This window comes from Nocardioides perillae, from assembly GCF_013409425.1.
Classification (GTDB): Bacteria; Actinomycetota; Actinomycetes; order Propionibacteriales; family Nocardioidaceae; genus Nocardioides; species Nocardioides perillae.
Genome location: NZ_JACCAC010000001.1, coordinates 2,682,249 through 2,704,340, shown reverse-complemented (window position 1 = coordinate 2,704,340; position 22,092 = coordinate 2,682,249). Strand labels below are relative to the sequence as shown.

Here is a 22,092-nt window from a genome sequence, read left to right as displayed (position 1 = left end):
GCCGCCGGGTGCCCCGGGTGGGATTCGAACCCACACTGGACGGTGTTTGAGACCGCTTCCTCTGCCGTTGGGATACCGGGGCCGGGACGACGGCACAACCTACCCGACCGCGGCGACCCACTAGCCTGGAGCCCGTGAGCAGCGCATCCTCGAGCCCGTCCGGTCCGACCCGTCGCGTGGTGATCGCCGAGGACGAGGCACTGATCCGCATGGACCTCGCCGAGATGCTCGGCGAGGAGGGCTACGACGTCGTGGGCCAGGCCGGCGACGGGGCCCGCGCGGTCGAGCTGGCGCAGGAGCTGCGCCCCGACCTGGTCGTGCTCGACGTGAAGATGCCGGTGCTCGACGGGATCGCGGCCGCCGAGCGCATCGCCGCCGAGCGGATCGCGCCGGTGGTCATCCTCACCGCGTTCTCGCAGCGCGATCTCGTCGAGCGCGCGCGCGACGCGGGCGCGATGGCCTACCTCGTCAAGCCCTTCTCCCGCACCGAGCTGGTGCCGGCGATCGAGATGGCGGTGAGCCGCTTCGCCGAGGTGCAGCTGCTCGAGGCCGAGGTCGCCGACCTGACCGAGCGGCTCGAGACCCGCAAGTCGGTCGACCGCGCCAAGGCGGTGCTGCAGGAGCAGCTCGGGCTGAGCGAGCCCGACGCCTTCCGCTGGATCCAGAAGACGGCGATGGACCTGCGACTCTCGATGCGGCAGGTCGCCGACGGGGTCCTCACCCACGGGCCGGGGATCGCGGAGGGCTGAGCCCGCAGCACGCGGGGATGGTTGCCGTGTGCAGGCGGTTGGGGGCCTGAAGGTCACCGTTGGGTATCGGTCGGGGCGCGGCTACCCCGCATGACGCAGATCACGCGGGTGCACCCCTACACTCCTCTGCAGCGTCCGCGCCCGGGCGCCTCGACAGGAGGATCCGATCTTGAAGGCTCGCCACACGCTCCGTCCCAGGACAGGAGGTGCGGGAGTCTCGGGGCTCCTCGGGCTGCTCGCGCTGCTGGTCCTGACGCCGCTGCTGACGTTGGCCGCCGGTCCCGCGTCGGCGTCGCCCGCCGCTGCCGCCGCCCCGCGCACCGCCCTGCCTGCGCAGGTCGCCACCCTGTGCCTCCCGAGCGAGACCGTCGCCTGCATCGCGGGCACGCTGCGCACCGAGTCCGACGTCGTCGCGGGAGTGACCATCGACGTCACCGGTCCGGGCGGCTACGCCGAGAGCGTCGAGACCGGTGAGGACGGCAAGTACCAGCTGCAGGTCACCGAGCCCGGAGAGTACGTCCTCGCGCTCGACGAGGACACGCTGCCCGACGACGTCGGTGCCACCGGCAGCGGCGAGGTGCGGGTCCAGGCGCAGCTCGGCCGCACCGCCGCGGTGATCATCCCGGTCCGCACCGGCGACTACGCCGCGGAGCGCGACCGCCTCGACTACGCCCTGCAGAGCGCCGCCAACGGCCTGCGCCTGGGGTTGCTCCTGGCGCTGGCCGCGGTCGGCCTGTCGCTGATCTACGGCACGACCGGGCTGTCGAACTTCGCCCACGCCGAGCAGGTCACGCTCGGCGGCATCCTCGCCTACTTCCTGGTCAACCAGGGCGGGCTCAACCTGTGGGTGGGCGGCGCGGTCGTGGTGCTGCTGTGCGCCTTCACCGGGTGGTTCCAGGACCGGGTGATGTGGCAACCGCTGCGGCGCCGCGGGCTCGGCCTGGTGCAGATGATGATCGTGACGATCGGTCTCTCGCTGGCGCTGCAGTACTCCTTCCAGTACTTCGTCGGTGCCCGCACCGTCCGCGTCGTGCGCGACAACCCCGAGGTCCTGAGCCTCGGGCCGATCACGATGACCACGCAGTCCTACGTCGCGATGGCCATCGCCGTCGTCGTGCTGACGGCGGTCGGCCTCGCGCTCACCAAGACCCGCATCGGCCAGGCCACCCGCGCGGTCTCCGACAACCCCGCGCTGGCGTCGGCCTCGGGCATCGACGTCGACCGGGTGATCCGCCTCGTGTGGACCGTCGCCGCCGGCCTGGCGGGCCTCGGCGGCATCCTCTACGCCCTGGTCACCAACGGCATCAAGTGGGACTCCGGCCTGCAGATCCTGCTGATCCTCTTCGCCGCCGTCACCCTCGGCGGCCTCGGCACCGCATTCGGTGCCCTCGTCGGCGCGCTGATCGTCGGCATGGTGGTCGAGATGTCCCCGGTCGTCGGCGTGCCCGGCGACTTCAAGTACGCCACCGCCCTGCTGATCTTGATCCTCCTGCTGCTGGTGAGGCCGCAGGGCCTCCTCGGCAAGCCCGAGCGGATCGGCTGAGGAAGGACCCATGGACACCGTCGTCAACATCCTCGAGGCGATGCTGCGCGAGGCGATCTCGCCCTCGACCGCGGCCGTCGCCATCGCCGTCATCGGCCTCAACATCCACTTCGGCTTCACCGGCATGCTCAACATCGGCCAGGCCGCCTTCATGCTGCTCGGCGCCTACGGCTTCGCGGTCGCGACCATCGAGGGCGCGCCGCTGCCGCTCGCGGTGCTGGTCGGCCTGCTGGCCGCGACGCTCTTCGCGATCGTGCTGGGCATCCCGACGCTGAAGCTGCGCGGTGACTACCTCGCGATCGTGACGATCGCGGCCGCCGAGATCGTGCGCTACGTCGGGCGCTCGTCGCTGCTGACCGACGTCACCGGCGGCTCGCAGGGCCTGCCGGGCTCGACGTACAACCAGGCGTTCCGCGACCTGTCCTTCTTCGGCACCGGCTCGACCGACATCGGCCCCTTCGACTACCAGAACACCGGCAACAACGGCTGGTGGATCCGGGTGGTCGCCTGGTCGCTGGTGCTCGTGTCGGTGCTCGTGGTCACGCTGCTGGTGCGCAGCCCCTGGGGCCGCCTGCTCCGCGGCATCCGCGAGGACGAGGACGCCATCCGCAGCCTCGGCAAGAACGTCTTCGCGATCAAGATGCAGGCGCTGGTCATCGGTGGCGTGCTCGGCGCCGTCGGCGGCATCCTCTACGTCCTGCCCACCTCGGTGCAGGCCGACGCGATGGGCCGCTCGCTGACGTTCTTCATCTACACCGCGCTGCTGCTGGGTGGCGCGGCCACCCTGTTCGGCCCGGTGCTGGGCACGATCCTGTTCTTCGCCGGCCGCATCCTCGTGCGCGAGACGGCGAACGCCTACGTGCCCGACTCGATCATGAACACCTCGCAGACCGAGCAGTTCTCCTACATCGTCGTGGGCGTCGTGCTGATGCTGCTGGTGATCTTCCGGCCACAGGGCATCCTGGGCGACAAGAGGGAGCTGAAGTTCAATGTCTGACCCGACCCTCGCGCCGGCCCGCACGGGCCTGGCCGACCCCGCGGCACGCCGCGCGCTCATGGCCGACGTGCCGCGCGAGCCCGGTGCGCCCAAGCCCGACCCGATCCTCGAGGTCGACCGCATCGTGCGGAACTTCGGCGGCGTCACGGCCGTCGACGTCGAGCACGTGGAGGTCCAGCGCGGCATCATCACCGCGCTGATCGGCCCCAACGGCGCCGGCAAGACCACCTTCTTCAACCTCATCACCGGCTTCGACCGGCCGACCTCGGCCGGGCGTGGCGGGGCGCGGTGGAGCTTCGAGGGCAAGGAGCTCGGCAAGACCTCGGCCTCCCGCGTGGCGCTGGCCGGCATGGTGCGGACCTTCCAGCTCACCAAGGCCCTCAGCCGCATGACGGTGATGGACAACATGCTGCTCGGCGCGCGCGACCAGGCGGGTGAGAACCTGCTGAAGTCCGTGGTCCGCCCGCTGTGGCGCTCGCAGGAGAAGGCCAACACCGAGAAGGCGCTCGAGCTGCTCGAGCGCTTCAAGCTCCTCGAGAAGAAGGACGACTTCGCCGGCTCGCTCTCCGGCGGCCAGCGCAAGCTCCTCGAGATGGCGCGGGCCCTCATGAGCGACCCGACGATGATCATGCTCGACGAGCCGATGGCCGGCGTGAACCCCGCGCTGACCCAGTCGCTGCTCGGGCACATCCAGAGCCTGCGCGACGAGGGCATGACCGTCCTCTTCGTCGAGCACGACATGCACATGGTCCGCCACATCTCCGACTGGGTCGTGGTGATGGCCGAGGGCAAGGTGGTGGCCGAGGGCCCCGCCGACACCGTGATGTCCGACCCCGCCGTGATCGACGCCTACCTCGGCGCCCACCACGACACCGACCTCGGCGACGACGCGCTGCTGAACGACGAGGTGCAGGAGCAGCTCGCCGACGAGGTCGCGGCCGAGGACGCCCAGCGCAAGGAGCAGGCATGACCCAGCAGGCAACCCCGGCGCCGCAGGCCGGCACGACGCAGCCCGTCATCGAGGCGCGCGACGTCGTCGCCGGCTACCTGCCGGGCGTCAACATCCTCAACGGGTGCAGCCTCGTGGCCTACCCCGGCGAGATGATCGGCATCATCGGTCCCAACGGCGCCGGCAAGTCCACCCTGCTCAAGGCGATGTTCGGCCTGGTCAAGGTGCACTCCGGCACCGTCACGCTGCAGGACCGCGAGATCACCAACCTGCGGGCCAACAAGCTGGTGCAGATGGGGGTCGGCTTCGTCCCGCAGACCAACAACGTCTTCCCCTCGCTCACCATCGAGGAGAACCTCCGCATGGGTCTGTTCATGCGGCCCAAGAAGCTGCAGGAGCGCCTCGCGGCGATGTGGGACCTCTTCCCGGTCCTCCACGAGCGCAAGGACCGTCGCGCGGGTGCGCTCTCCGGCGGTGAGCGGCAGTCGCTCGCGATGGCCCGGGCACTCATGATGGAGCCGTCCGTGCTGCTGCTCGACGAGCCCTCGGCCGGGCTGTCGCCGGTGCGGCAGGACGAGACCTTCCTGCGCACCCGCCGGATCAACAAGACCGGCGTGAGCGTGGTCATGGTCGAGCAGAACGCGCGGCGGTGCTTGCAGATCTGCGACCGCGGCTACGTGCTCGACCAGGGCCGCGACGCCTACACCGGCACCGGCCGGGAGCTCGCGAACGACCCCAAGGTCATCCAGCTCTACCTCGGCACGCTCGCCGAGGACGTCGACGCCGAGCGCGCCCCGCAGGGCGACGGCGCCGGCACCCCGCACGGCGCGGGTGAGCGCAGCGGCTCGCACGCCGCGACGGTGGAGCCGCCCACCGCCTGACGACGCGACGTACGCCGTCACGCCGAGGCCCCGCACCCCTCCCGGGTGCGGGGCCTCGGCGTCTTGCGCGCCCGCAGGGCGCCGTGCCCGCCGGTCGCCGCGCACGACCGGCGGGCACGACCGGGCGCGCGACGCGGCGCACGCAGGGCGCACGACGGAGGCCCCGGACCCTGAGCGGGTCCGGGGCCTCCGGGTGGTGCTGGGTGGTGCAGGTCGTGCCGGGTGGAGCGTCAGCGGCTCACTGCTCGCTGGAGCCCTCGACCGTGGCGACCAGCTCGTTCTTGTTCTCGGCGTTGAACTGGTAGATGCCGACGAACGCGGAGGAGGGGTCGTTCAGGTCGTTGATCGGGCCGATGCCGGACGGGCCGGTGTAGCGGATCTCCGAGCCGTCCTCGAGGAGGGTGACGCAGGCCTCGAAGGAGGTGCACTCCTCGCCGTCGGTGGCGCCGGAGACGGCCGCGAAGTTCTCCTGGATCGTGACCGGGTCGGTCGCGCCGCCCTTGACCGCCGCGAGGGCGGCGAGGATGGTCGCGTCGTAGGACTCCGCCGCGTAGGCGTAGTCCGACAGGCCCTCGCCCTCGGCCGACTCGTACCACGCGTTCAGGCGGGCCTTGAACTCGTCGGAGGCGTCGGCGCCGGGGATGGTGCCCTTGGCGCCCTCGAGGGTGCCGGGCTCGAAGTCGGCGCTGTAGTCGGCCGTGTTGCCGTCGGAGAGGTAGACCTTCGACATGTCCCAGCCCTGGGCGGCGAGCTCGGGCACGATGGCCTTGGTCTCGTCGAAGGCGAGGACGACGATGGCGTCGGGGTTGGTGTTGAGCGCGGCGGTCACCTCGGCGGAGAACGACGTCTGTCCGGGCGGGAACTCCTCGCCCTCGCCCTGGCCGCCGTAGGTCACGGTGCCGCCGGCGGCCTCGATGGTCTCCTGGACCGCGTTGCGCAGACCGGTGCCGTAGGCGTCGTTGAAGACGAGGAAGGCGACGTTCTGGAAGCCGTCGGAGGAGATCAGCGTGCCGAGGGCGTTGCCCTGGATGCCGTCCGGCGGGGCGGTGCGGAAGTAGAAGTCGCTGTAGCCGCTCAGGTCGACCGCGGTGTTGGCGGGCGAGATCTGGACGATCTGGTTGTCGGCGAAGGTGTCGACGACGTTGAGCGTCACCGACGACGAGGCCGCACCGATGACCGCGGAGGGCTGGCTCTGCACGAGCTGCGCTGCCGAGGCGTTGCCGACCGAGGCGTCGGTCGCGTCACCCGAGTCGCGGATGTCGTGGCACGCGTCGGCGCCGCCGACGCCGCCCGCAGCGTTGATGTCGGACACGGCGAGGCCGACACCGGCGATCTCCGGCGGGCCGAGGAAGGCCAGGTTGCCGGTCAGCGGCAGGATGCCGCCCACGCGCAGCGTGTCGGCGCTGGTCTGCGCCTGGGTGCAGACGTCGTTGGTGAAGGTCTCGTCGGCAGCGGGCGCGGACTCCGAGGAGCCCTCGCTCGGCTCGTCCGCGGCCTCGTTGTCGGAGTCGGAGCTGCCGCAGGCGGCCAGGCTGAGCGTGAGGGCGGCGGTGCCGGCCATCACCTTCAGCCAGGAAGCGGTGCTGGTTCGGTTCACAGGGTGGACCTTTCGGGGTGTGGGTGACTTCGCCGCGGCCCCGACCCCCCGGAGGGCCGTGGCTGTGGTGCGGATCACCGTAGGACCGATCGACACCCGCAGCGCTGCCCGCACCATGTCGTTGCCGAACCGTTACGTCAACGACCGCGCAGCGTGTCCTGCGAGGTCGGGACCTCCGGCGGACCCCGGGGAGTCCCGGGGCTGCGGCGGCTCAGGCGAGCGCGGCTGCCAGCTCGACCAGCACCGGGGCCACGAGCAGCGCCGGCAGCAGGTCGGCGACCGGCACCTCGCGGATGCGCAGGAGTCGGAGCGCGACGCCGACGAGCAGCAGCCCGCCGACGGCCGTCACCGCGGCGAGGTGGGCCTCGGGCAGCACGTCGCCGAGGCCCACCCCGACCAGCGTGAGCCCGCCCTGCACGACCAGGATCGTCACGACGCTCGCGCCGACGCCCCAGCCGAAGGAGGCCGCGAAGGCGATCGCGGCGAAGCCGTCCAGCGCCGACTTGAGGTAGAGCTGCTCGGCGCCGCGGCCCAGGCCGTCCTCCAGGCTGCCCAGGATGGTGAGCGGCCCGGTGCAGAAGACCAGCGAGGCCACCACGAAGCCCTCGACGAAGCGCTGCCGCTCGGGTCCGCCGGCGTCGCCGCGCGACAGCCGCGCTTGCAGCGCGCCGCCGAGGTCCTCGACGCGCCGCTCGAGGTGCAGCAGCGACCCGGCGATGCCGCCCAGCAGGACCGACCCGAGCACGACGAGGGTCGGCGCGCTGCTCCCGACGTACGCCTCGAGGACGTCGTCACCGACCGCGACGGCGCTGCCGGCCGCGATGAGCAGGGTCACGAGGCCGAGGCCGTCGGTGACGGCGTCGCGGGTGCGCTCGGGCAGCCGGTGGCCGAGCAGCGTGCCGACCAGGGTGCCGAGGAGCACCGCGAGGGCGTTGACGGCCGTGCCCAGACCGGGGACCACCGGCGCTCCTCCCGCGGCCGCGGGCGGCCGGACTCCTGCCACCCCTCGCGGGCGGGCGCCGGAGAGCGTAGTCTCAGCCGGCGGCGCCGCACCTCGGGCCCTCGGCGCCGCCCCCGCCCGACCCCCCTCGGGCGCCCCTGCGACACCCCTTCACGGCACACCCCTGACACGTGCCGGCCGCGGCCGGCACGACCCCCTGCGGAGGCGACTGCATGACCCGGCCCTCGGTCACCTTGCGTGAGGCGCGACCCGACGACTCCGAGGACGTCGGCTTCCTGACCGAGGTCTGGGCCGAGGTCATGCGCCGCTGCGACGCCGAGGACCGCGCCGGCGACGTGGTGAGCCTGGCCGCCCGGGCGGCGGCCTCGCCCGACGAGCGGCTGATCCTCGCCGAGTACGACGGGCAGCGGGCCGGCGCGGTCCTGCTGCGGCTGGCGACGCTCACCCCGCTCAACCTCGAGCCGGTCGTGCAGAGCCTCTCGCCCCACGTGCACCCGGCCTACCGCCGCAAGGGTGTCGGGAAGGCGCTGGTGGAGGCGGCCGCGGCCTTCGCGGAGGAGCGGGGCGTGGCGCACGTCATGACGGCCTCGTCGAGCGGCTCGCGCGAGGCCAACCGCTTCATGGCGCGCCTCGGTTTCGGCCCGCTCGCCACGCTCCGGGTGGCCCCGACGGCCGTCGTGCGCGCGCGCACGGGTGCCCAGCGCGCGCCCCTGCGCCAGCCCGGCCAGACCCGCCAGCTCGGCCAGGTGCTGGCCGCGCGGCGCGCCGTGCGCCGCGAGTCGGCCTGAGTCGGCCTGAGTCGGCTCGGCGCTAGCGGGTGGCCGGCACCAGCGCGCAGGTGATGCGCGAGGTGCACAGGCGCCGGCCGTCCTCGTCGGTCAGGACGACCTCCCAGCTCGCCGCCGTGCGGCCGAGGTGGAGGGCGGTGGCGGTGCCGGTCACCCAGCCGCTGCGTGCGGAGCGGTGGTGGGTGGCGTTGATGTCGACGCCGACCGCGAGGCGGTCGGGGTGCGCGTGGAGCGCGGAGCCCACCGACCCCAGCGTCTCGGCCAGCACCACCGACGCACCGCCGTGCAGCAGGCCGTAGGGCTGGGTGTTGCCCTCGACCGGCATCCGCCCGACGACGCGGCCGGGCTCCACCTCGAGCAGCTCGATGCCCATCCGTTCGTTGAGCGCGCCCATCTGCGCGCGCATCCGCGTCAGCGGGTCGGTGCCGTCCGTGGCTGCCGAGGTGGCCCCGTCCGGGGTGGTCTGCTGCTCGCTCGCGTCGCTCACGCGGCCATCTTGCCGGACCGGCCCCGGCGCCGGGCGGGGGTGTCGCCGCCGCGGGCTAGAGTCGCCGGGTGCCTGAGCCGGTGACCCCCAGCGCCCCGTCCGAGCCCCGTCCGCGGCTGCTGCTGCTCGACGGCCACTCCCTGGCCTACCGCGCGTTCTTCGCGCTGCCGGTGGAGAACTTCTCGACGACCACCGGCCAGCACACCAACGCCGTCTACGGCTTCACCTCGATGCTGATCAACGTGCTGCGCGACGAGGAGCCGACCCACCTCGCGGTCGCCTTCGACAAGTCGCGCCAGACCTTCCGCCTCGCCGAGTACCCGGACTACAAGGCCAAGCGCAACAAGACGCCCGACGAGTTCTCGAGCCAGCTGCCGCTGATCCAGGAGGTGCTCGACGCGCTGCGCATCCCGCACCTGCAGCTGGAGGGCTACGAGGCCGACGACCTGATCGCGACCCTGACGACGCAGGCGCTGGCCCAGGGCTTCGAGGTGCTCATCCTCACCGGCGACCGCGACTCGCTGCAGCTGGTCACCGACGACTCCACCGTGCTCTACCCCATGCGGGGGGTCAGCGAGCTGGCGCGCATGACCCCGGCGGCGGTCGAGGAGCGCTACGGGCTGCCGCCCCACCGCTACCCCGAGCTCGCCGCGCTGGTGGGGGAGGACTCCGACAACCTGCCCGGCGTGCCCGGCGTCGGCCCGAAGACCGCGGCCAAGTGGATCTCCACCTACGACGGCCTCGACAACGTCGTGGCCCGCGCCGACGAGGTCAAGGGCAAGGCGGGCGACAACCTGCGCGCCCACCTCGGCGACGTCATCCGCAACCGCCGGCTCAACGCCCTGGTGCGCGACCTGGTGCTGCCGGTCGAGCCGAGCGACCTCGCGCGCCGCCCGTGGGACCGCCAGGAGGTGCACACGCTCTTCGACGGCCTGGAGTTCCGGGTGCTGCGCGACCGCCTCTTCGAGACCCTCGAGTCGGTCGAGGAGCTCGACGACGCCGGCTTCGAGCTCGACACCACGCGGCTGGCCGCCGGCACGGTGCGCGCCTGGCTCGACGAGCACGCGCGCACCGCGGGCCAGCGCGTCGGCGTCGCGGTGCGCGGCGCCTGGCGTGCCGGCACGGGCGAGGTCACCTCGGTCGCGCTCGCGGCCGCCGACGGCTGCGCGGCGTGGGTCGACGCGGCCGAGGTCGACCCCGACGACGACGCCGCCCTGGCCGACTGGTTCGCCGACCCCGGCGTCGCCAAGGTCCTGCACGACGCGAAGGGCCCGATGCTGGCCCTCGCCGCCCGCGGGTGGCCGCTCGACGGACTGGTGAGCGACACCGCGCTCGCGGCCTACCTCGTGCGCCCCGACCAGCGCTCCTACGACCTGGCCGACCTCACCGTGCGCTACCTCAAGCGCGAGCTGCGGCAGGAGACCGGCGACGGCGAGCAGCTGGCCTTCGACACCCTCGGCGACGAGACCGCCTCCGACACCGCGATGCTGCACGCCCGGGCCGTGCTCGACCTGGCCGAGGCGCTCGACGCGGCGGTCGAGGAGCACGGCGGCACCGCCCTGCTCGCCGAGGTGGAGCTGCCGCTCGTGCGCAGCCTCGCCGCGATGGAGCAGGTCGGCATCGCCGTCGACCTCGACCGGCTCGAGGCGCTGGAGCAGGAGTTCGCCGCGGGGGTGCGGCAGGCGGCCGAGGAGGCGTTCGGCGTCATCGGCAAGGAGATCAACCTCGGCTCGCCCAAGCAGCTGCAGGTCGTGCTCTTCGACGAGCTCGACATGCCGAAGACCAAGCGCACCAAGACCGGTTACACCACCGACGCCGACGCGCTGCAGGCGCTCTACGAGAAGACCGAGCACCCGTTCCTCGTGGCGCTGCTGCGCCACCGCGACGTGAGCCGGCTGCGCCAGACCGTCGAGGGCCTGCTCAAGACGGTGCAGCCCGACGGCCGCATCCACACGACCTTCAACCAGATGATCGCGGCGACCGGGCGGCTCTCGAGCACCGACCCCAACCTGCAGAACATCCCGGTGCGCACCGAGGAGGGGCGGCGCATCCGCGAGGCCTTCGTCGTCGGCCCCGGTGGCGAGTGCCTCATGACGGCCGACTACAGCCAGATCGAGATGCGCATCATGGCGCACCTCTCCGAGGACGCGGGCCTCGTCGAGGCCTTCCGCTCCGGCCAGGACTTCCACTCGATCACCGCCGCCCGGGTCTTCTCGGTGCCGGCGGAGGAGGTGGGCACCGAGGAGCGCGCCAAGATCAAGGCGATGAACTACGGCCTGGCCTACGGCCTGTCCGCCTACGGCCTGTCCCAGCAGCTGCGCATCGACAGCTCCGAGGCGCGCGGGCTGATGGACGAGTACTTCGAGACGTTCGGCGGCGTGCGCGACTACCTCGGCGGGATCGTCGACGAGGCGCGCCGCTCCGGGTTCACCGAGACCATCCTCGGTCGTCGCCGCTACCTGCCCGACCTCTCCAGCGACAACCGACAGCGCCGCGAGATGGCGGAGCGGATGGCGCTCAACGCCCCCATCCAGGGCTCGGCTGCCGACCTCATCAAGGTGGCGATGCTGCGCACCGAGGAGGCGCTGCGCGACGCCGGCCTCGCCTCGCGGATGCTGCTGCAGGTGCACGACGAGCTCGTCTTCGAGGTCGCCACCGGCGAGCGCGACCGGCTCGAGCAGCTGGTGCGCGAGCAGATGGGCGGGGCGGCCGAGCTCGCCGTGCCCCTCGACGTCTCGGTGGGCACCGGTCGCAGCTGGCACGACGCAGCGCACTGACCCCGGGCGCCGGCGACGAGCCGGCGGCGACGGCCGGGCTCAGCCCCGCGCGAGGAACTCCTCGACGGGCAGCGGCCGCCGCTCGGCGTACCCCTCGGGCAGCAGGACGTCACCCGCGGTGCTGACGTAGTAGACCTGCCAGTGCCAGTAGCCGCGGTAGGCCCGCGGGTTGCGCTGCAGGACCCGCGCGAGGCGGTCGACACCGCGGACGTAGCGCGTGGAGTTGTTGTAGGCGTAGAGGGCCCCGGCCACGCCTCCGGGCTCGGTGTAGCCGCGGGCGCGCAGGTAGCGCGCGGCGGCCGTGATCGCGTCGCGCGGGTCGTCGACGTCGCCGCGGCCGTAGCGCGCCCAGGTCTCGGGGATGAACTGCATCGGGCCGCGGGCGCCCGCGACGGAGTAGCCCACGATGCGCCCCATCGCGGTCTCGACCAGGTTGATCGCCGCCAGGTGCTCCCACCCGACGCCGAAGCGTCGCTCGGCGGCGCGGTAGTGGCCGAGGAGGCGGGCCGGCGGCTCGGGGCGGACGATGCGCCACGCGGGCAGCTCGTCGCTGCGGTAGTCGCCCTGCAGGGCGGCGAACTCGCGTCGGGAGGCGACGTTGTCGGCCACCTCGGCGTGCAGGCGGCGGGGGAGCGCGGCGCGGACCCGCGCGTCCCAGCCCGGCCTGCGCCCGAGGGTGCGGTAGGTGACCTGCTGCTGGTGGGCGGCGGCCGCCAGCACGCGGCGCGGGGTCGCGAGGTCGGAGACCGCGTCGGTGGTCACGCGCAGCTGGGTGGCGGCCTCCGCCGGTCCGCGCGGCGGGCGGGGCCCGTCCTGGAGGGCGGCGGCGAGCACCGGGTGCAGGCCGCCCGGCGCCGCCGGCTCGACACCGGCCGATCCGGCCCCGGGGGTGCCCGAGGGCGAGACGCCGGGGGCGCCCGAGGACGGGCCGGTGGTCGGGGCGGCACCCGGGGTGCCGCACGCGGTCAGCGCCAGGAGGACGACGAGGGCGAGGAGGATGGCGGGGACGCGGCCGACGAGCGGGGTGGGCGCAGCCGGTCGCCGCGAGGCGTCGGGGAGCACCCGGTCGAGGCTACGGGGTGGGGCCAGGTGGGGCTGCGGACGTCGGCTCGCGCCGGAGTGCGGTCGCGAGGAGGGCCAGCAGCACCGCCGCGTTGACCGCCAGCGCCACGCTCACCAGGGCGGCGACCGACCCCGCGAGACCGGCGAGCGCGGCGACGAGCACCAGGCCGGCCCACACGACGTGCACCGAGGCGGCGTGCTGGCGCGCGACGACCTCGTAGACCATCAGCTGGACCATCGCGAAGACGGTGCCGAGGGCGGCGAAGAGCCACAGCGTCGGCCCGACCCCGGCGTAGTCCTCGCCCCCGACGAAGAGGAGGGCGAGGTCCTCCAGGAGCGCGGTGACGGCGGTCGCGAGCGCGCCCAGCGCAGCCACCACGACCAGCCCTCGCAGGTAGACCCGCTGCTGCTGGTCGGCGCGCGACATCGACGGGAAGGCGACGACCACGACGAACTGCGGCAGGAACAGCACCGCCTTCGTGAGGATCAGCCCGGCGGCGTAGAGCCCGGCGTCCTCGGGCGCGAGCACGATGCGGGCGGCCACCACGTCGGCGCCGGAGAGGGCGAAGAAGGCGAGCAGGGCGTGGGAGTTGCCCGCCACCTCGCGCAGCACCTGCGCTCCCCGTGCCCGGCCGGGCGGAGCGGTGCGTGCCACGCGTCCGGTGCGGGGGACCCGGATCCCCGGGCGCAGCGCCAGTGCGCCCACCAGGGCCGGCAGCACGGCGGCCACCGCCACCCCGAGCAGGGCGCCGAAGGCGGTCGGCAGCACGAGCACGACGACGCCCCCGACCACCACGCGGCCCAGACCCATCGCGAGGTAGACCCCGGCCAGCGGCAGCCAGCGCTGCTCACCCTGGAGGATGCCGGCGTAGCCGCCCATGAGCGTGAGCGGGAAGGCCGCGGCGGCGAGGGTCAGCGCGGTCCACCAGTCGTCGAGGTCGAGGGCCCAGCCCACCAGGGGTGCCGCGACCAGGCAGGCGAGGGTGAGCCAGGTCGCGGAGCGGTAGGTCGCGGCCAGCACCTCGGCCTCGATCAGGTCCCGCTCGCCGGGGTGCGCCGCGACGCGTCTCGCGCCGGTCGCCTGCAGGCCGAGCGACAGCACGTTGACCACCAGCAGCAGGCCCATGAGGGAGCCGAACGCGCCGTACTCGGCCGGGCCGAGGAGTCGCGCCGCGACGATGGTGAAGGCGTAGGTCGCGACGTTCATGACCGCCATCGCCACCGCGAAGCCCCCGGCGGTGCGCAGCAGGCCCCGCAGGGACGGGCGGGGTGCCGCGCCGTCCGCTGCGTCGGGTGCCGGCGCGGGCGACGACGGGGGCGACGACTCGGGGTCGGTCACACTTCAGACCCTAGGTCGGCCAGTCTTGCGCCGATCCAAGGGGTTGCTGTGGCCGATCTCTCGTTACCGGCGGTTAGCATTGCCCGACCGTCCTCGCTCCGAGGTGGTCCGCGGTCTGGGAGGGCCGCGTGGGAGGGAGGACCTTTCTGCATGTCTGCAACCACGTCAGGGGCGACGCGACGAGGCGTGCGCCCACCTCAGGCACGGCTGCTCGCAGCCGGTGCCGTCCTGGCGGTCGGGGCCGCCGCGACGATGCTCCTCAGTGACGCGCTCGACCTCGGCCTGGAGTCGGTCGTCCTGCTCGGCGCCGCCCTCGGTGCCGTCCTCGCGCTCGTGCCCGACGCCACCCCGGCCCGCCGACTCGGCGGCGCCGCCGCCGGCTTCGCGGTGGCCTTCGTCGGCTACGTGGTGCGCGCGGGCTTCCTGCCCGACAGCGCCGCGGGCCGCGCCGTCGTGGTCGCGGTCGTCGTGCTCGCCTGCACCCTGGTCGCCGTCGCGACCGCCAGCCGGCTGCCGCTGTGGAGCGTCCTGCTCGGCAGCGCCGGCTTCACCGGCGCCTACGAGCTGACCTTCGCCGCCGCGCCTGCGCGCGTGCTCGAGACCTCGGTCAGCACCGCCTCGTCGCTCGCGCTCGCCGCGGCGCTCGGCTTCGCCCTCGCGCTGCTCGCCGGGCCGTCGGCCGGCGTCCGCACCGCTGCGCCCACCCGGGCCGCGGAGCGCGGGGAGACCGCGCCCGCCGACGAGCCCACCACCCCCCTCGACCAGATCCTGGAGACCCGCGCGTGACCGCCGCCCGCTCCCGCCGCGTCCGGCGGACCACCACGCTCGCGCTCGCCGCGGGCGCCCTGACCCTGATGTCCAGCTCGACCGTGCCCGGTGCGCTCGCCGCCGGCGCCGGCTCGGCCGAGGGCGGCTCCACCGGCGCCGTCGACGTCGTCAACACCGAGACCGTCCAGGCCTTCCTCGACCCCGACGGCACCGTCAGCAGCTCGCGCGTCTACGAGCAGCTCGTGCTGAGCGGCACCGGCCGCGCGTCGGTCGAGAACCCCGTGTCGACCGAGGGGCTGCGCAACCTCGACGGCTTCTCCGGCTGGAGCGTGCAGGACGGCGCCCAGCGCCTCGACCTCGAGGTCGACGGCGTCGAGCGCCTGCGCAGCGTGAGCGACTTCGACGGTGACCTGCCCGTGACCGTCGAGGTCGAGTACCGCCTCGACGGCGAGCGGGTCGAGCCCGACGACGTCGTCGGTGCCAGCGGCCTGCTCGAGGTCACCTACCGCGTGCGCAACGGCACCGGTCGCGAGCAGGAGGTCGAGGTCCCCGACGGCCGCGGCGGCACCACCACGCAGACCGTCGAGGTCGCGGTGCCGATCGTCGCCTCGCTCGAGGCCACCCTGCCCGCGGGCTTCGCCGAGGTCGTGAGCGAGGGCGCGCAGATCGCCGGCGACGGCCGCGGCGGCATGCTGGTCAAGCACACCTTGACCCTCTTCCCGCCGGTCGGTGCTCCCGAGGCCGAGGTCACCTGGTCTGCTCAGGTGACCGACGCCGTCGTGCCGGGCGCCAAGATCACCGCGTTGCCGATCAACCCCTTCGCGAACCCCACGCTGAAGAAGGCCAGCGACAGCTACACCGCGGGTGCCGAGACCGGCGCCACCCTGGCTGCGGGCGCCACCGAGATCGACACCAACCTGCTCAAGCTGCGCGACGGCGCCGGCGAGCTGCTCGCCGGGCTGATCCAGCTCAGCGACGGCGCCGACCAGCTCTCCGCGGGTCTCGTCGACTCCGCCGCCCCCGGCTCGCGCAAGCTCGCCGACGGCGCCGCGGAGCTCTCCGCCGGCCTGCAGGGCCGGGCGCTGCCGGGTGCGGGCAAGCTCGCCGACGGCGCGCAGCAGCTCTTCGCCGGCCTCTTCGAGGACGCCGCACCCGGCGCCCGGAAGATCGCGGCCGGTGCGCGCGAGCTCGCCGCGGGCCTCGGCGACCTCGACGCGGGTGCGGGCAAGCTGCAGGCGGGTCTCGGCACGCTCGAGGCCGGCACCGGCTCCGCCGCCGAGGGTGGCCGCAAGCTCGAGGCGGGGCTGCAGCAGATCAGCGGCGGCCTCGGCCAGCTCGCGAGCGCCGAGGCGGGCCTCCCGGCCGCCGAGGCGGGCATCACCCAGCTCAAGGCGGGCGTCGACCAGCTGCTCGCGGGCTTCGGCTCGACCTCGCAGGCCGACACGCTCCTCAACGGGCTGGCCCGCCTCTCCGGCGGCCTGACCGAGCTGAAGAACGGCGCCGGCACGCTGACCGGTGGCCTGCAGCAGCTGCGAGGCGGCTCCACCAGCGGTCTCGGACTCGCCAAGGGCGGCGTCGACCAGGTGCAGTCCGGGCTGGCTGCCGCTGCGAGCAGCACGACGCTGCCGAACCTCATCAAGGCTGTCAAGAACGCAGCCGCTCTGCCGGACTGCGGCGCCACGTGCAACGCCACCCTCCTCGCGATCGTCACGAACTTCGAGACCTACGCGGCGGGCAGCGCGAACAGCCTGACGACGGCGGCCACCGTGCTCGGCCAGGTGTCCGCGGGCCTGGGCCAGGCGATCGGCGGGCTCGACACCCAGCTGATCCCGGGCGGTCAGAAGCTCGCCGGCGGCCTCACCACCGCCGAGACCGGCGCGGGCGCCGCACTCGCCGGTGCGACCAAGCTCCAGGCCGGCACCCAGCAGGTGGCCGCAGGCCTCGCGCAGCTGCAGGGCGCGATGGCGAAGGCCGTCGCCGGCGTGCTCCAGCTCTCCGGCGGATCGAGCGCAGCGCTGACCGGCGCGAGCGACCTGGCCGCGGGTCTCGAGCGGCTCGACGCGGGTGCGGGTCAGCTCGCCGCGGGCAGCGGCGACCTCGCCGACGGCACGGGCAAGGCCGCCGCGGGCGGCGACGCCCTGGCGGCGGGCACGGGCACGCTCGCCGAGGGCCTCGACGGTGCCGCGGACGGCTCCGGCCTCCTCGCGGACGGCGCGCGGACGCTGGAGGAGGGCCTCGCCGACGCGGCGGACGGCTCCGGCCTCCTCGCCGACGGCGCCGACGAGCTCGCCGACGGCCTGGGCACGGCGGCCGACGGCTCGGGCCGCCTGGCCGACGGCCTCGAGAAGGCGGCGGCCGGGGCGCCGGCGCTGCAGGACGGCGCGCAGCGCCTGTCGACCGAGGGCATGAGCAAGCTCGTGGCCGCCGGTGAGGACACCGCGTCCGACTACGGCGTCCTCGCCGCCACGATCGCGGCGAGCGCCGAGCGCGCCGAGACCGAGACCATGGCGTACGGCGCGCCCGAGGGTGCGCAGGGCCTCACGGCGTACAGCCTGGAGCTGGTCGCCGACACCGGTGACGACGAGCGCACCGCGATGCGGGGCCTCGGCGCCGCGCTGGTGCTGGCGTTGGCACTGGGCTCGCTGGCCCTGCGCCGCCGGTTCCTGCAGGTCTGAGCCACCGCCCTCCGGGGCACGTCGACAGGGGAGGGTCCTCGGCACCAGGTGCCGGGGACCTTCCCCTGTCCCGTCCGGTCCGCGGCGCCCGCCCGCCCGCCTCAGTGCAGGTCGGCGACGAACAGCGCCGTGCCCGGCGTGAGCAGCCCGCGCGTGCGCGACCACCCGCCCCAGGTGCGGTCGTGGTCGGCCGGCCACTCGGGCTCGAGCAGCGCGCGCAGGCAGAAGCCGTGCCGCGCCAGCACCGTCACCCAGTCGCCGAGCGTGCGGTGGTGCTCGACGTAGGAGACCCGGCCGCTGGCCTCGTCGACCTCCACGTAGGGCGTGCGGTCCCAGTAGGACTGCGCGACGGTGAGGCCGTCCTGGCCGGGGTCGTCGGGGAAGACCCAGCGGGTGGGGTGGGTGATCGAGAAGGCGAAGCGGCCACCGGGCCGCAGCACCCGCGCGGTCTCGCGCACGGCGTCGTCGAGGTCGGCGACGAACTGCAGCGCCCCGAAGGAGCAGAAGACGACGTCGAACGCGGCGTCGGCGAAGGGCAGGTGCGTGGCGGTGCCGCGCACCGACGGCACCGCGACGCCCGTCTCCGCGTCGAGGCGGCGCGAGTGCTGCAGCTGGCGGTGCGACAGGTCGAGGCCGACCACCTCGCCGCCCTGGGCGCGGACCCAGCGCGAGCACTGACCGGCCCCCGAGCCGACCTCGAGCGTGCGCTTGCCGCGCACGTCGCCGAGCGCGCCGGCCTCGGCCTCGGTGAGCCCCTCCGGTCCCCACACGAAGCCGACGTCGCCGAGGAAGGCGCCGTGCGTGGCTTGGTACTCGTCGGCGTAGCGGTCCCAGTCGGGGCCGTTGGCCGCGCGGGAGGAGGCCTCGTCGACGACGCGCCGCTGCGCCCGCACGGGCGGCAGGACGTGGCCGTCCGACCCGGGGGCGGAGCGGTCCGGCTGGCCGCTGACCGGGCCGGGAGGGGTGGTCACCACGCGCTGAGGCTAACGGCGCCCCGGTCAGCCACCGGCGGGCAGCGCTCCGGCTCGGCGGCCGCGCAGCGGGAAGCGGCCGGCGAGGTCACCCAGGGGGCCCACCGCACGCTGCAGAGCGTCGGCGCTCTCGCCCAGGGTCGGGACGAGCGTCGCGAGCTCGACCAGCCGCGGCTGGATCTCCTCGAGGGTGTCGCCCAGGGCCACGAGCTGGTCGAGGGTGCCGCCCTCGGCGACGAGCTTGTCGACGAAGCCGTCCTCGCTCAGCACCCGGTCGAGGAGGCCGCCGGGCTCGAGCAGCCGGTCGAGGACGCCGCCCGGGGTGGTCACCCGGTCGACGGCGCCGCCGGCGGCGAGCAGCCGGTCGAGCACGCCGTCGGGCGCGACGACCTGGTCCAGGGGACCGCCGGGGGAGAGGATCCGGTCGAGGGCCCCGCCGGGCGCCAGCAGCCGCTCCAGCGGACCACCGGCCTGCAGCACGGGCAGCAGCGGGCCGTCCTCGGCGAGCAGCCGGTCGAGCGCGCCGTCCTGCTCCAGCAGCCGTCCGAGCGGGCGGTCGGGCGAGGTGAGCGCGTTGAGCGTGGTCACGAGGCGCACCGGGCCCTGCTCGTCGGTGGCGAGGGCGGTGAGCCGCTCGGCGTAGCCGCCGTCGCCGATCGCGCGCGTCACCATCTCGGCGTAGCCACCACGGCGTCGCACCGGCCCGTCCGGTGCGACGAGGGCCGCCAGCGCGAGGGTCACCTGCGCGGCGGCGGCACCGACCCGCACGGGGAGCGTGACGGTCTCGACCACCCGGGCCGGCACGAGCGCGGTGAGGGCGGCGAGCGAGGCGGCGGGGCCGGCGAGGCGCGCGGCGCCCGGGACGGGCAGCGACATGGGCCCACCGTAGTCGTGCCCGGGCCGCCGCGGGGCCGCTCTGGCAGCATGCCCGGGGTGAGCGTCCCCGACCCCGACGACCTCCTGACCGGGGGACTGGTGCCGCTGGCGGGTGGCTGGTCCGGCGAGACCTTCCTCTCGGACCTCACCGCGCTGGGCGGCGAGCGCACGGTCGTCCGGGTGTACGCCGCCCGCGGCCGCCCCGCGGAGGCACCCGAGGTGGACGCGGCCGTGCTGCGGCTCGTGCGCGGCCTGGTGCCCGTGCCCGACGTGCTGGAGGTGCGACGCGGCCGCGCGGACGCGCCCGGCCTCCTCGTCACCTCCTGGGTCCCGGGGGACCGCCTCGACGAGGTGCTCCCGGCGCTCGACGCCGACGGGCAGGCACGCGTCGGTGCGGCGGTGGGCCGCGTCGCGGCCGACCTCGCCGGCATGCCGCAGCTGGAGCGCGGGTGGTTCCTCGACGCCGGCCTGCGGGTGCAGCCCTGGCGCCCCGACCTCCCGGCGTACGTCGACGAGGTCGGCGCGCGGCTCGTCGGCTGGACCCCCGACGAGCGGGGCGGGCTGCTCGCCGTGGCCGAGGAGGCGCAGGACCGGCTGGAGACTCTCGCGCGCGCCAGCCTGGTGCACGGCGACCTGAACCCGAAGAACGTGCTCGTCGACCCGGGGTCGCTCGAGGTCACCGCGGTCGTCGACTGGGAGTTCGCGCACGCCGGGCTGCCGACGGCCGACCTCGGCAACCTGGTGCGGTGGGACCGCGCGCCCGGGTGGGTCGAGGCGGTGGTGGGGGCGTGGGCGGAGCGCCACGGTCACGCGGTCGCCGACGCGCTCGACCTCGCGCGCAGCGCGGACCTCTTCGCGCTGGTCGAGCTGGCGGTGCGGGGCGGCTCCCCGCCCGCGCGGCGTGCCGCGGAGCAGCTGCGGGCGGTGGCGCGCGCCCGCGACGTGCACGCCTGCTGACCTCGGTTGGACCCGACGGGCGGCCCGCCGGTAGTCTTCACAAGATTGCGCCGGAGGTCTGCCTGCGTCCCGGACGGAGCGGATGCTCGCCCCCGTCGCCACGGCTCGCGCCGGGCGGCGAGGAGAGAGGGCCCTCGGCGTGCCCGCACGACTCCACCCACCCACCGAAGGTTCCCCCTACCACATGACGAGCAGCACCTACCTCGAGACCGACGCCCCGCAGGTCGCGGTCAACGACATCGGCTCCGAGGCCGACTTCCTCGCCGCGATCGACGCGACCATCAAGTACTTCAACGACGGCGACATCGTCGACGGCACCATCGTGAAGGTCGACCGCGACGAGGTCCTCCTCGACATCGGCTACAAGACCGAGGGCGTCATCCCCTCGCGCGAGCTGTCGATCAAGCACGACGTCGACCCGCACGAGGTCGTCGAGGTCGGCGACAAGGTCGAGGCCCTGGTCCTCCAGAAGGAGGACAAGGAGGGTCGCCTCATCCTGTCCAAGAAGCGCGCCCAGTACGAGCGCGCCTGGGGCACCATCGAGCAGGTCAAGGAGGAGGACGGCGTCGTCGAGGGCACCGTCATCGAGGTCGTCAAGGGCGGCCTCATCCTCGACATCGGCCTGCGGGGCTTCCTGCCCGCCTCGCTGGTTGAGATGCGCCGCGTGCGCGACCTGCAGCCCTACGTCGGGCAGACCCTCGAGGCCAAGATCATCGAGCTCGACAAGAACCGCAACAACGTGGTCCTGTCGCGCCGCGCCTGGCTCGAGCAGACGCAGTCGGAGGTCCGCCAGGGCTTCCTGACCCAGCTGCAGAAGGGGCAGATCCGCAAGGGCGTCGTCTCCTCGATCGTGAACTTCGGTGCGTTCGTCGACCTCGGCGGGGTCGACGGCCTCGTCCACGTCTCCGAGCTGTCCTGGAAGCACATCGACCACCCCTCCGAGGTCGTGGCCGTGGGCGACGAGGTCACCGTCGAGGTGCTCGACGTCGACATGGACCGCGAGCGGGTCTCGCTGTCGCTCAAGGCGACGCAGGAGGACCCCTGGCAGCACTTCGCCCGCACCCACCAGATCGGCCAGATCGTGCCGGGCAAGGTCACCAAGCTGGTGCCCTTCGGCTCGTTCGTCCGCGTCGAGGAGGGCATCGAGGGCCTCGTGCACATCTCCGAGCTGGCCGAGCGCCACGTGGAGATCCCCGAGCAGGTCGTGCAGGTCAACGACGACGTCATGGTCAAGATCATCGACATCGACCTCGAGCGTCGCCGGATCTCGCTGTCGCTGAAGCAGGCCAACGAGACCGCCGCCGCCGCCGACGTGGAGGAGTTCGACCCGACCCTCTACGGCATGACCGCGACCTACGACGAGCAGGGCAACTACGTCTACCCCGAGGGCTTCGACCCCGAGACGGGCGAGTGGCTCGAGGGCTTCGACGAGCAGCGCGCGGCCTGGGAGGAGCAGTACGCCAAGGCCCACGCCCGCTGGGAGGCCCACGTCAAGCAGCAGGCCGAGGCCGCCAAGGCCGAGGTCGAGGCCGGCGAGGCCACGTCGTACTCCTCCGGGGGCACCGACGCCGACGACACCGCGGGCGACACCGGCGGTTCGCTGGCCAGCGACGAGGCGCTGCAGGCGCTCCGCGAGAAGCTGACCGGCGGGGGCGCCTGATCCCTGCAGGCAGCCGCCTGGGCTCCGCCTGAGCACGCACCGAGGCCCGGTCACC

General features: G+C 74.1%; 18 protein-coding genes and 1 tRNA gene. 11 read left to right on the top strand and 8 right to left on the bottom strand.

What is annotated here, in order from left to right:
* Positions 1-9 precede the first annotated feature (9 nt).
* A tRNA-Leu gene (locus BJ989_RS12595) sits at positions 10-82 on the bottom strand.
* A gap of 52 nt (positions 83-134) precedes the next feature.
* Between BJ989_RS12595 and BJ989_RS12590 the strand changes: the two genes are divergently transcribed.
* The 5 genes from BJ989_RS12590 to BJ989_RS12570 all read left to right on the top strand — a co-directional run bounded on the left by BJ989_RS12590 (position 135) and on the right by BJ989_RS12570 (position 5,119).
* Positions 135-749, top strand: coding sequence for an ANTAR domain-containing response regulator (locus BJ989_RS12590; protein ID WP_343049332.1), 615 nt, complete (start codon positions 135-137; stop codon positions 747-749).
* Between the two features lie 169 nt (positions 750-918).
* Positions 919-2,292, top strand: coding sequence for a branched-chain amino acid ABC transporter permease (locus BJ989_RS12585; RefSeq protein WP_218848810.1), 1,374 nt, complete (start codon positions 919-921; stop codon positions 2,290-2,292).
* Between the two features lie 10 nt (positions 2,293-2,302).
* Positions 2,303-3,289 carry a branched-chain amino acid ABC transporter permease gene (locus BJ989_RS12580; protein ID WP_179518490.1) on the top strand — a complete coding sequence of 329 codons (987 nt, stop codon included), beginning with the start codon at positions 2,303-2,305 and terminating at the stop codon, positions 3,287-3,289.
* Complete coding sequence (locus BJ989_RS12575) at positions 3,282-4,259, top strand: ABC transporter ATP-binding protein (RefSeq protein WP_179518489.1); 978 nt, start codon at positions 3,282-3,284, stop codon at positions 4,257-4,259. Before BJ989_RS12580 ends, BJ989_RS12575 begins: the two co-directional genes overlap by 8 nt.
* A complete protein-coding gene (locus tag BJ989_RS12570) occupies positions 4,256-5,119 on the top strand; it encodes an ABC transporter ATP-binding protein (RefSeq protein ID WP_179518488.1) in 864 nt (287 codons plus the stop codon). Before BJ989_RS12575 ends, BJ989_RS12570 begins: the two co-directional genes overlap by 4 nt.
* Positions 5,120-5,357: 238 nt before the next feature.
* Here the strand turns inward: BJ989_RS12570 and BJ989_RS12565 are convergent, their stop codons facing one another.
* Positions 5,358-6,716: an ABC transporter substrate-binding protein gene (locus BJ989_RS12565; protein ID WP_218848809.1), complete on the bottom strand. Its 1,359-nt coding sequence runs from the start codon at positions 6,714-6,716 to the stop codon at positions 5,358-5,360.
* A gap of 211 nt (positions 6,717-6,927) precedes the next feature.
* Entirely contained in the window at positions 6,928-7,677 is a 750-nt protein-coding gene (locus tag BJ989_RS12560) for a DUF554 family protein (RefSeq protein ID WP_179518487.1), read from the bottom strand.
* 212 nt (positions 7,678-7,889) lie between these two features.
* Here BJ989_RS12560 and BJ989_RS12555 point away from each other — a divergent pair, with 212 nt between their 5' ends.
* Complete coding sequence (locus BJ989_RS12555; protein WP_179518486.1) at positions 7,890-8,465, top strand: GNAT family N-acetyltransferase; 576 nt, start codon at positions 7,890-7,892, stop codon at positions 8,463-8,465.
* A gap of 22 nt (positions 8,466-8,487) precedes the next feature.
* Here BJ989_RS12555 and BJ989_RS12550 read toward each other — a convergent pair whose 3' ends face one another.
* A complete protein-coding gene (locus BJ989_RS12550; protein ID WP_343049331.1) occupies positions 8,488-8,952 on the bottom strand; it encodes a PaaI family thioesterase in 465 nt (154 codons plus the stop codon).
* A 68-nt stretch (positions 8,953-9,020) separates the two neighbouring features.
* Between BJ989_RS12550 and polA the strand changes: the two genes are divergently transcribed.
* The gene (polA, locus tag BJ989_RS12545; protein WP_343049330.1) at positions 9,021-11,729 is read left to right on the top strand and encodes a DNA polymerase I; all 2,709 of its coding nucleotides are present in this window, start codon (positions 9,021-9,023) and stop codon (positions 11,727-11,729) included.
* 39 nt (positions 11,730-11,768) lie between these two features.
* On the opposite strand, the gene BJ989_RS18805 is transcribed toward polA, so the two are convergent.
* Together BJ989_RS18805 and BJ989_RS18335 are read right to left on the bottom strand one after the other, a co-directional pair.
* Positions 11,769-12,791 (bottom strand): lytic murein transglycosylase, encoded by a 1,023-nt coding sequence (locus tag BJ989_RS18805; RefSeq protein WP_179518485.1) that lies wholly within the window; start codon positions 12,789-12,791, stop codon positions 11,769-11,771.
* 10 nt (positions 12,792-12,801) lie between these two features.
* A complete protein-coding gene (locus tag BJ989_RS18335) occupies positions 12,802-14,130 on the bottom strand; it encodes a lipopolysaccharide biosynthesis protein (RefSeq protein WP_179518484.1) in 1,329 nt (442 codons plus the stop codon).
* Positions 14,131-14,316: 186 nt separating this feature from the next.
* On the opposite strand from BJ989_RS18335, the gene BJ989_RS12530 reads away from it, so the two are divergent.
* Positions 14,317-14,916, top strand: a complete 600-nt coding sequence (locus BJ989_RS12530) for a hypothetical protein (protein WP_179518483.1) — start codon at positions 14,317-14,319, stop codon at positions 14,914-14,916.
* The gene (locus BJ989_RS18800; RefSeq protein WP_179518482.1) at positions 14,913-17,573 is read left to right on the top strand and encodes a hypothetical protein; all 2,661 of its coding nucleotides are present in this window, start codon (positions 14,913-14,915) and stop codon (positions 17,571-17,573) included. The genes BJ989_RS12530 and BJ989_RS18800 overlap by 4 nt, the downstream gene beginning before the upstream one ends.
* Positions 17,574-17,674: 101 nt before the next feature.
* On the opposite strand, the gene BJ989_RS12520 is transcribed toward BJ989_RS18800, so the two are convergent.
* Together BJ989_RS12520 and BJ989_RS12515 are read right to left on the bottom strand one after the other, a co-directional pair.
* Complete coding sequence (locus BJ989_RS12520; RefSeq protein ID WP_343049329.1) at positions 17,675-18,547, bottom strand: class I SAM-dependent methyltransferase; 873 nt, start codon at positions 18,545-18,547, stop codon at positions 17,675-17,677.
* A gap of 24 nt (positions 18,548-18,571) precedes the next feature.
* The gene (locus BJ989_RS12515) at positions 18,572-19,420 is read right to left on the bottom strand and encodes an ABC transporter (protein ID WP_179518481.1); all 849 of its coding nucleotides are present in this window, start codon (positions 19,418-19,420) and stop codon (positions 18,572-18,574) included.
* A 57-nt stretch (positions 19,421-19,477) separates the two neighbouring features.
* Here BJ989_RS12515 and BJ989_RS12510 point away from each other — a divergent pair, with 57 nt between their 5' ends.
* Together BJ989_RS12510 and rpsA are read left to right on the top strand one after the other, a co-directional pair.
* A complete protein-coding gene (locus BJ989_RS12510; protein ID WP_343049328.1) occupies positions 19,478-20,377 on the top strand; it encodes a phosphotransferase family protein in 900 nt (299 codons plus the stop codon).
* A 184-nt stretch (positions 20,378-20,561) separates the two neighbouring features.
* Complete coding sequence (gene rpsA, locus BJ989_RS12505) at positions 20,562-22,037, top strand: 30S ribosomal protein S1 (protein WP_179518479.1); 1,476 nt, start codon at positions 20,562-20,564, stop codon at positions 22,035-22,037.
* Positions 22,038-22,092 lie beyond the last annotated feature (55 nt).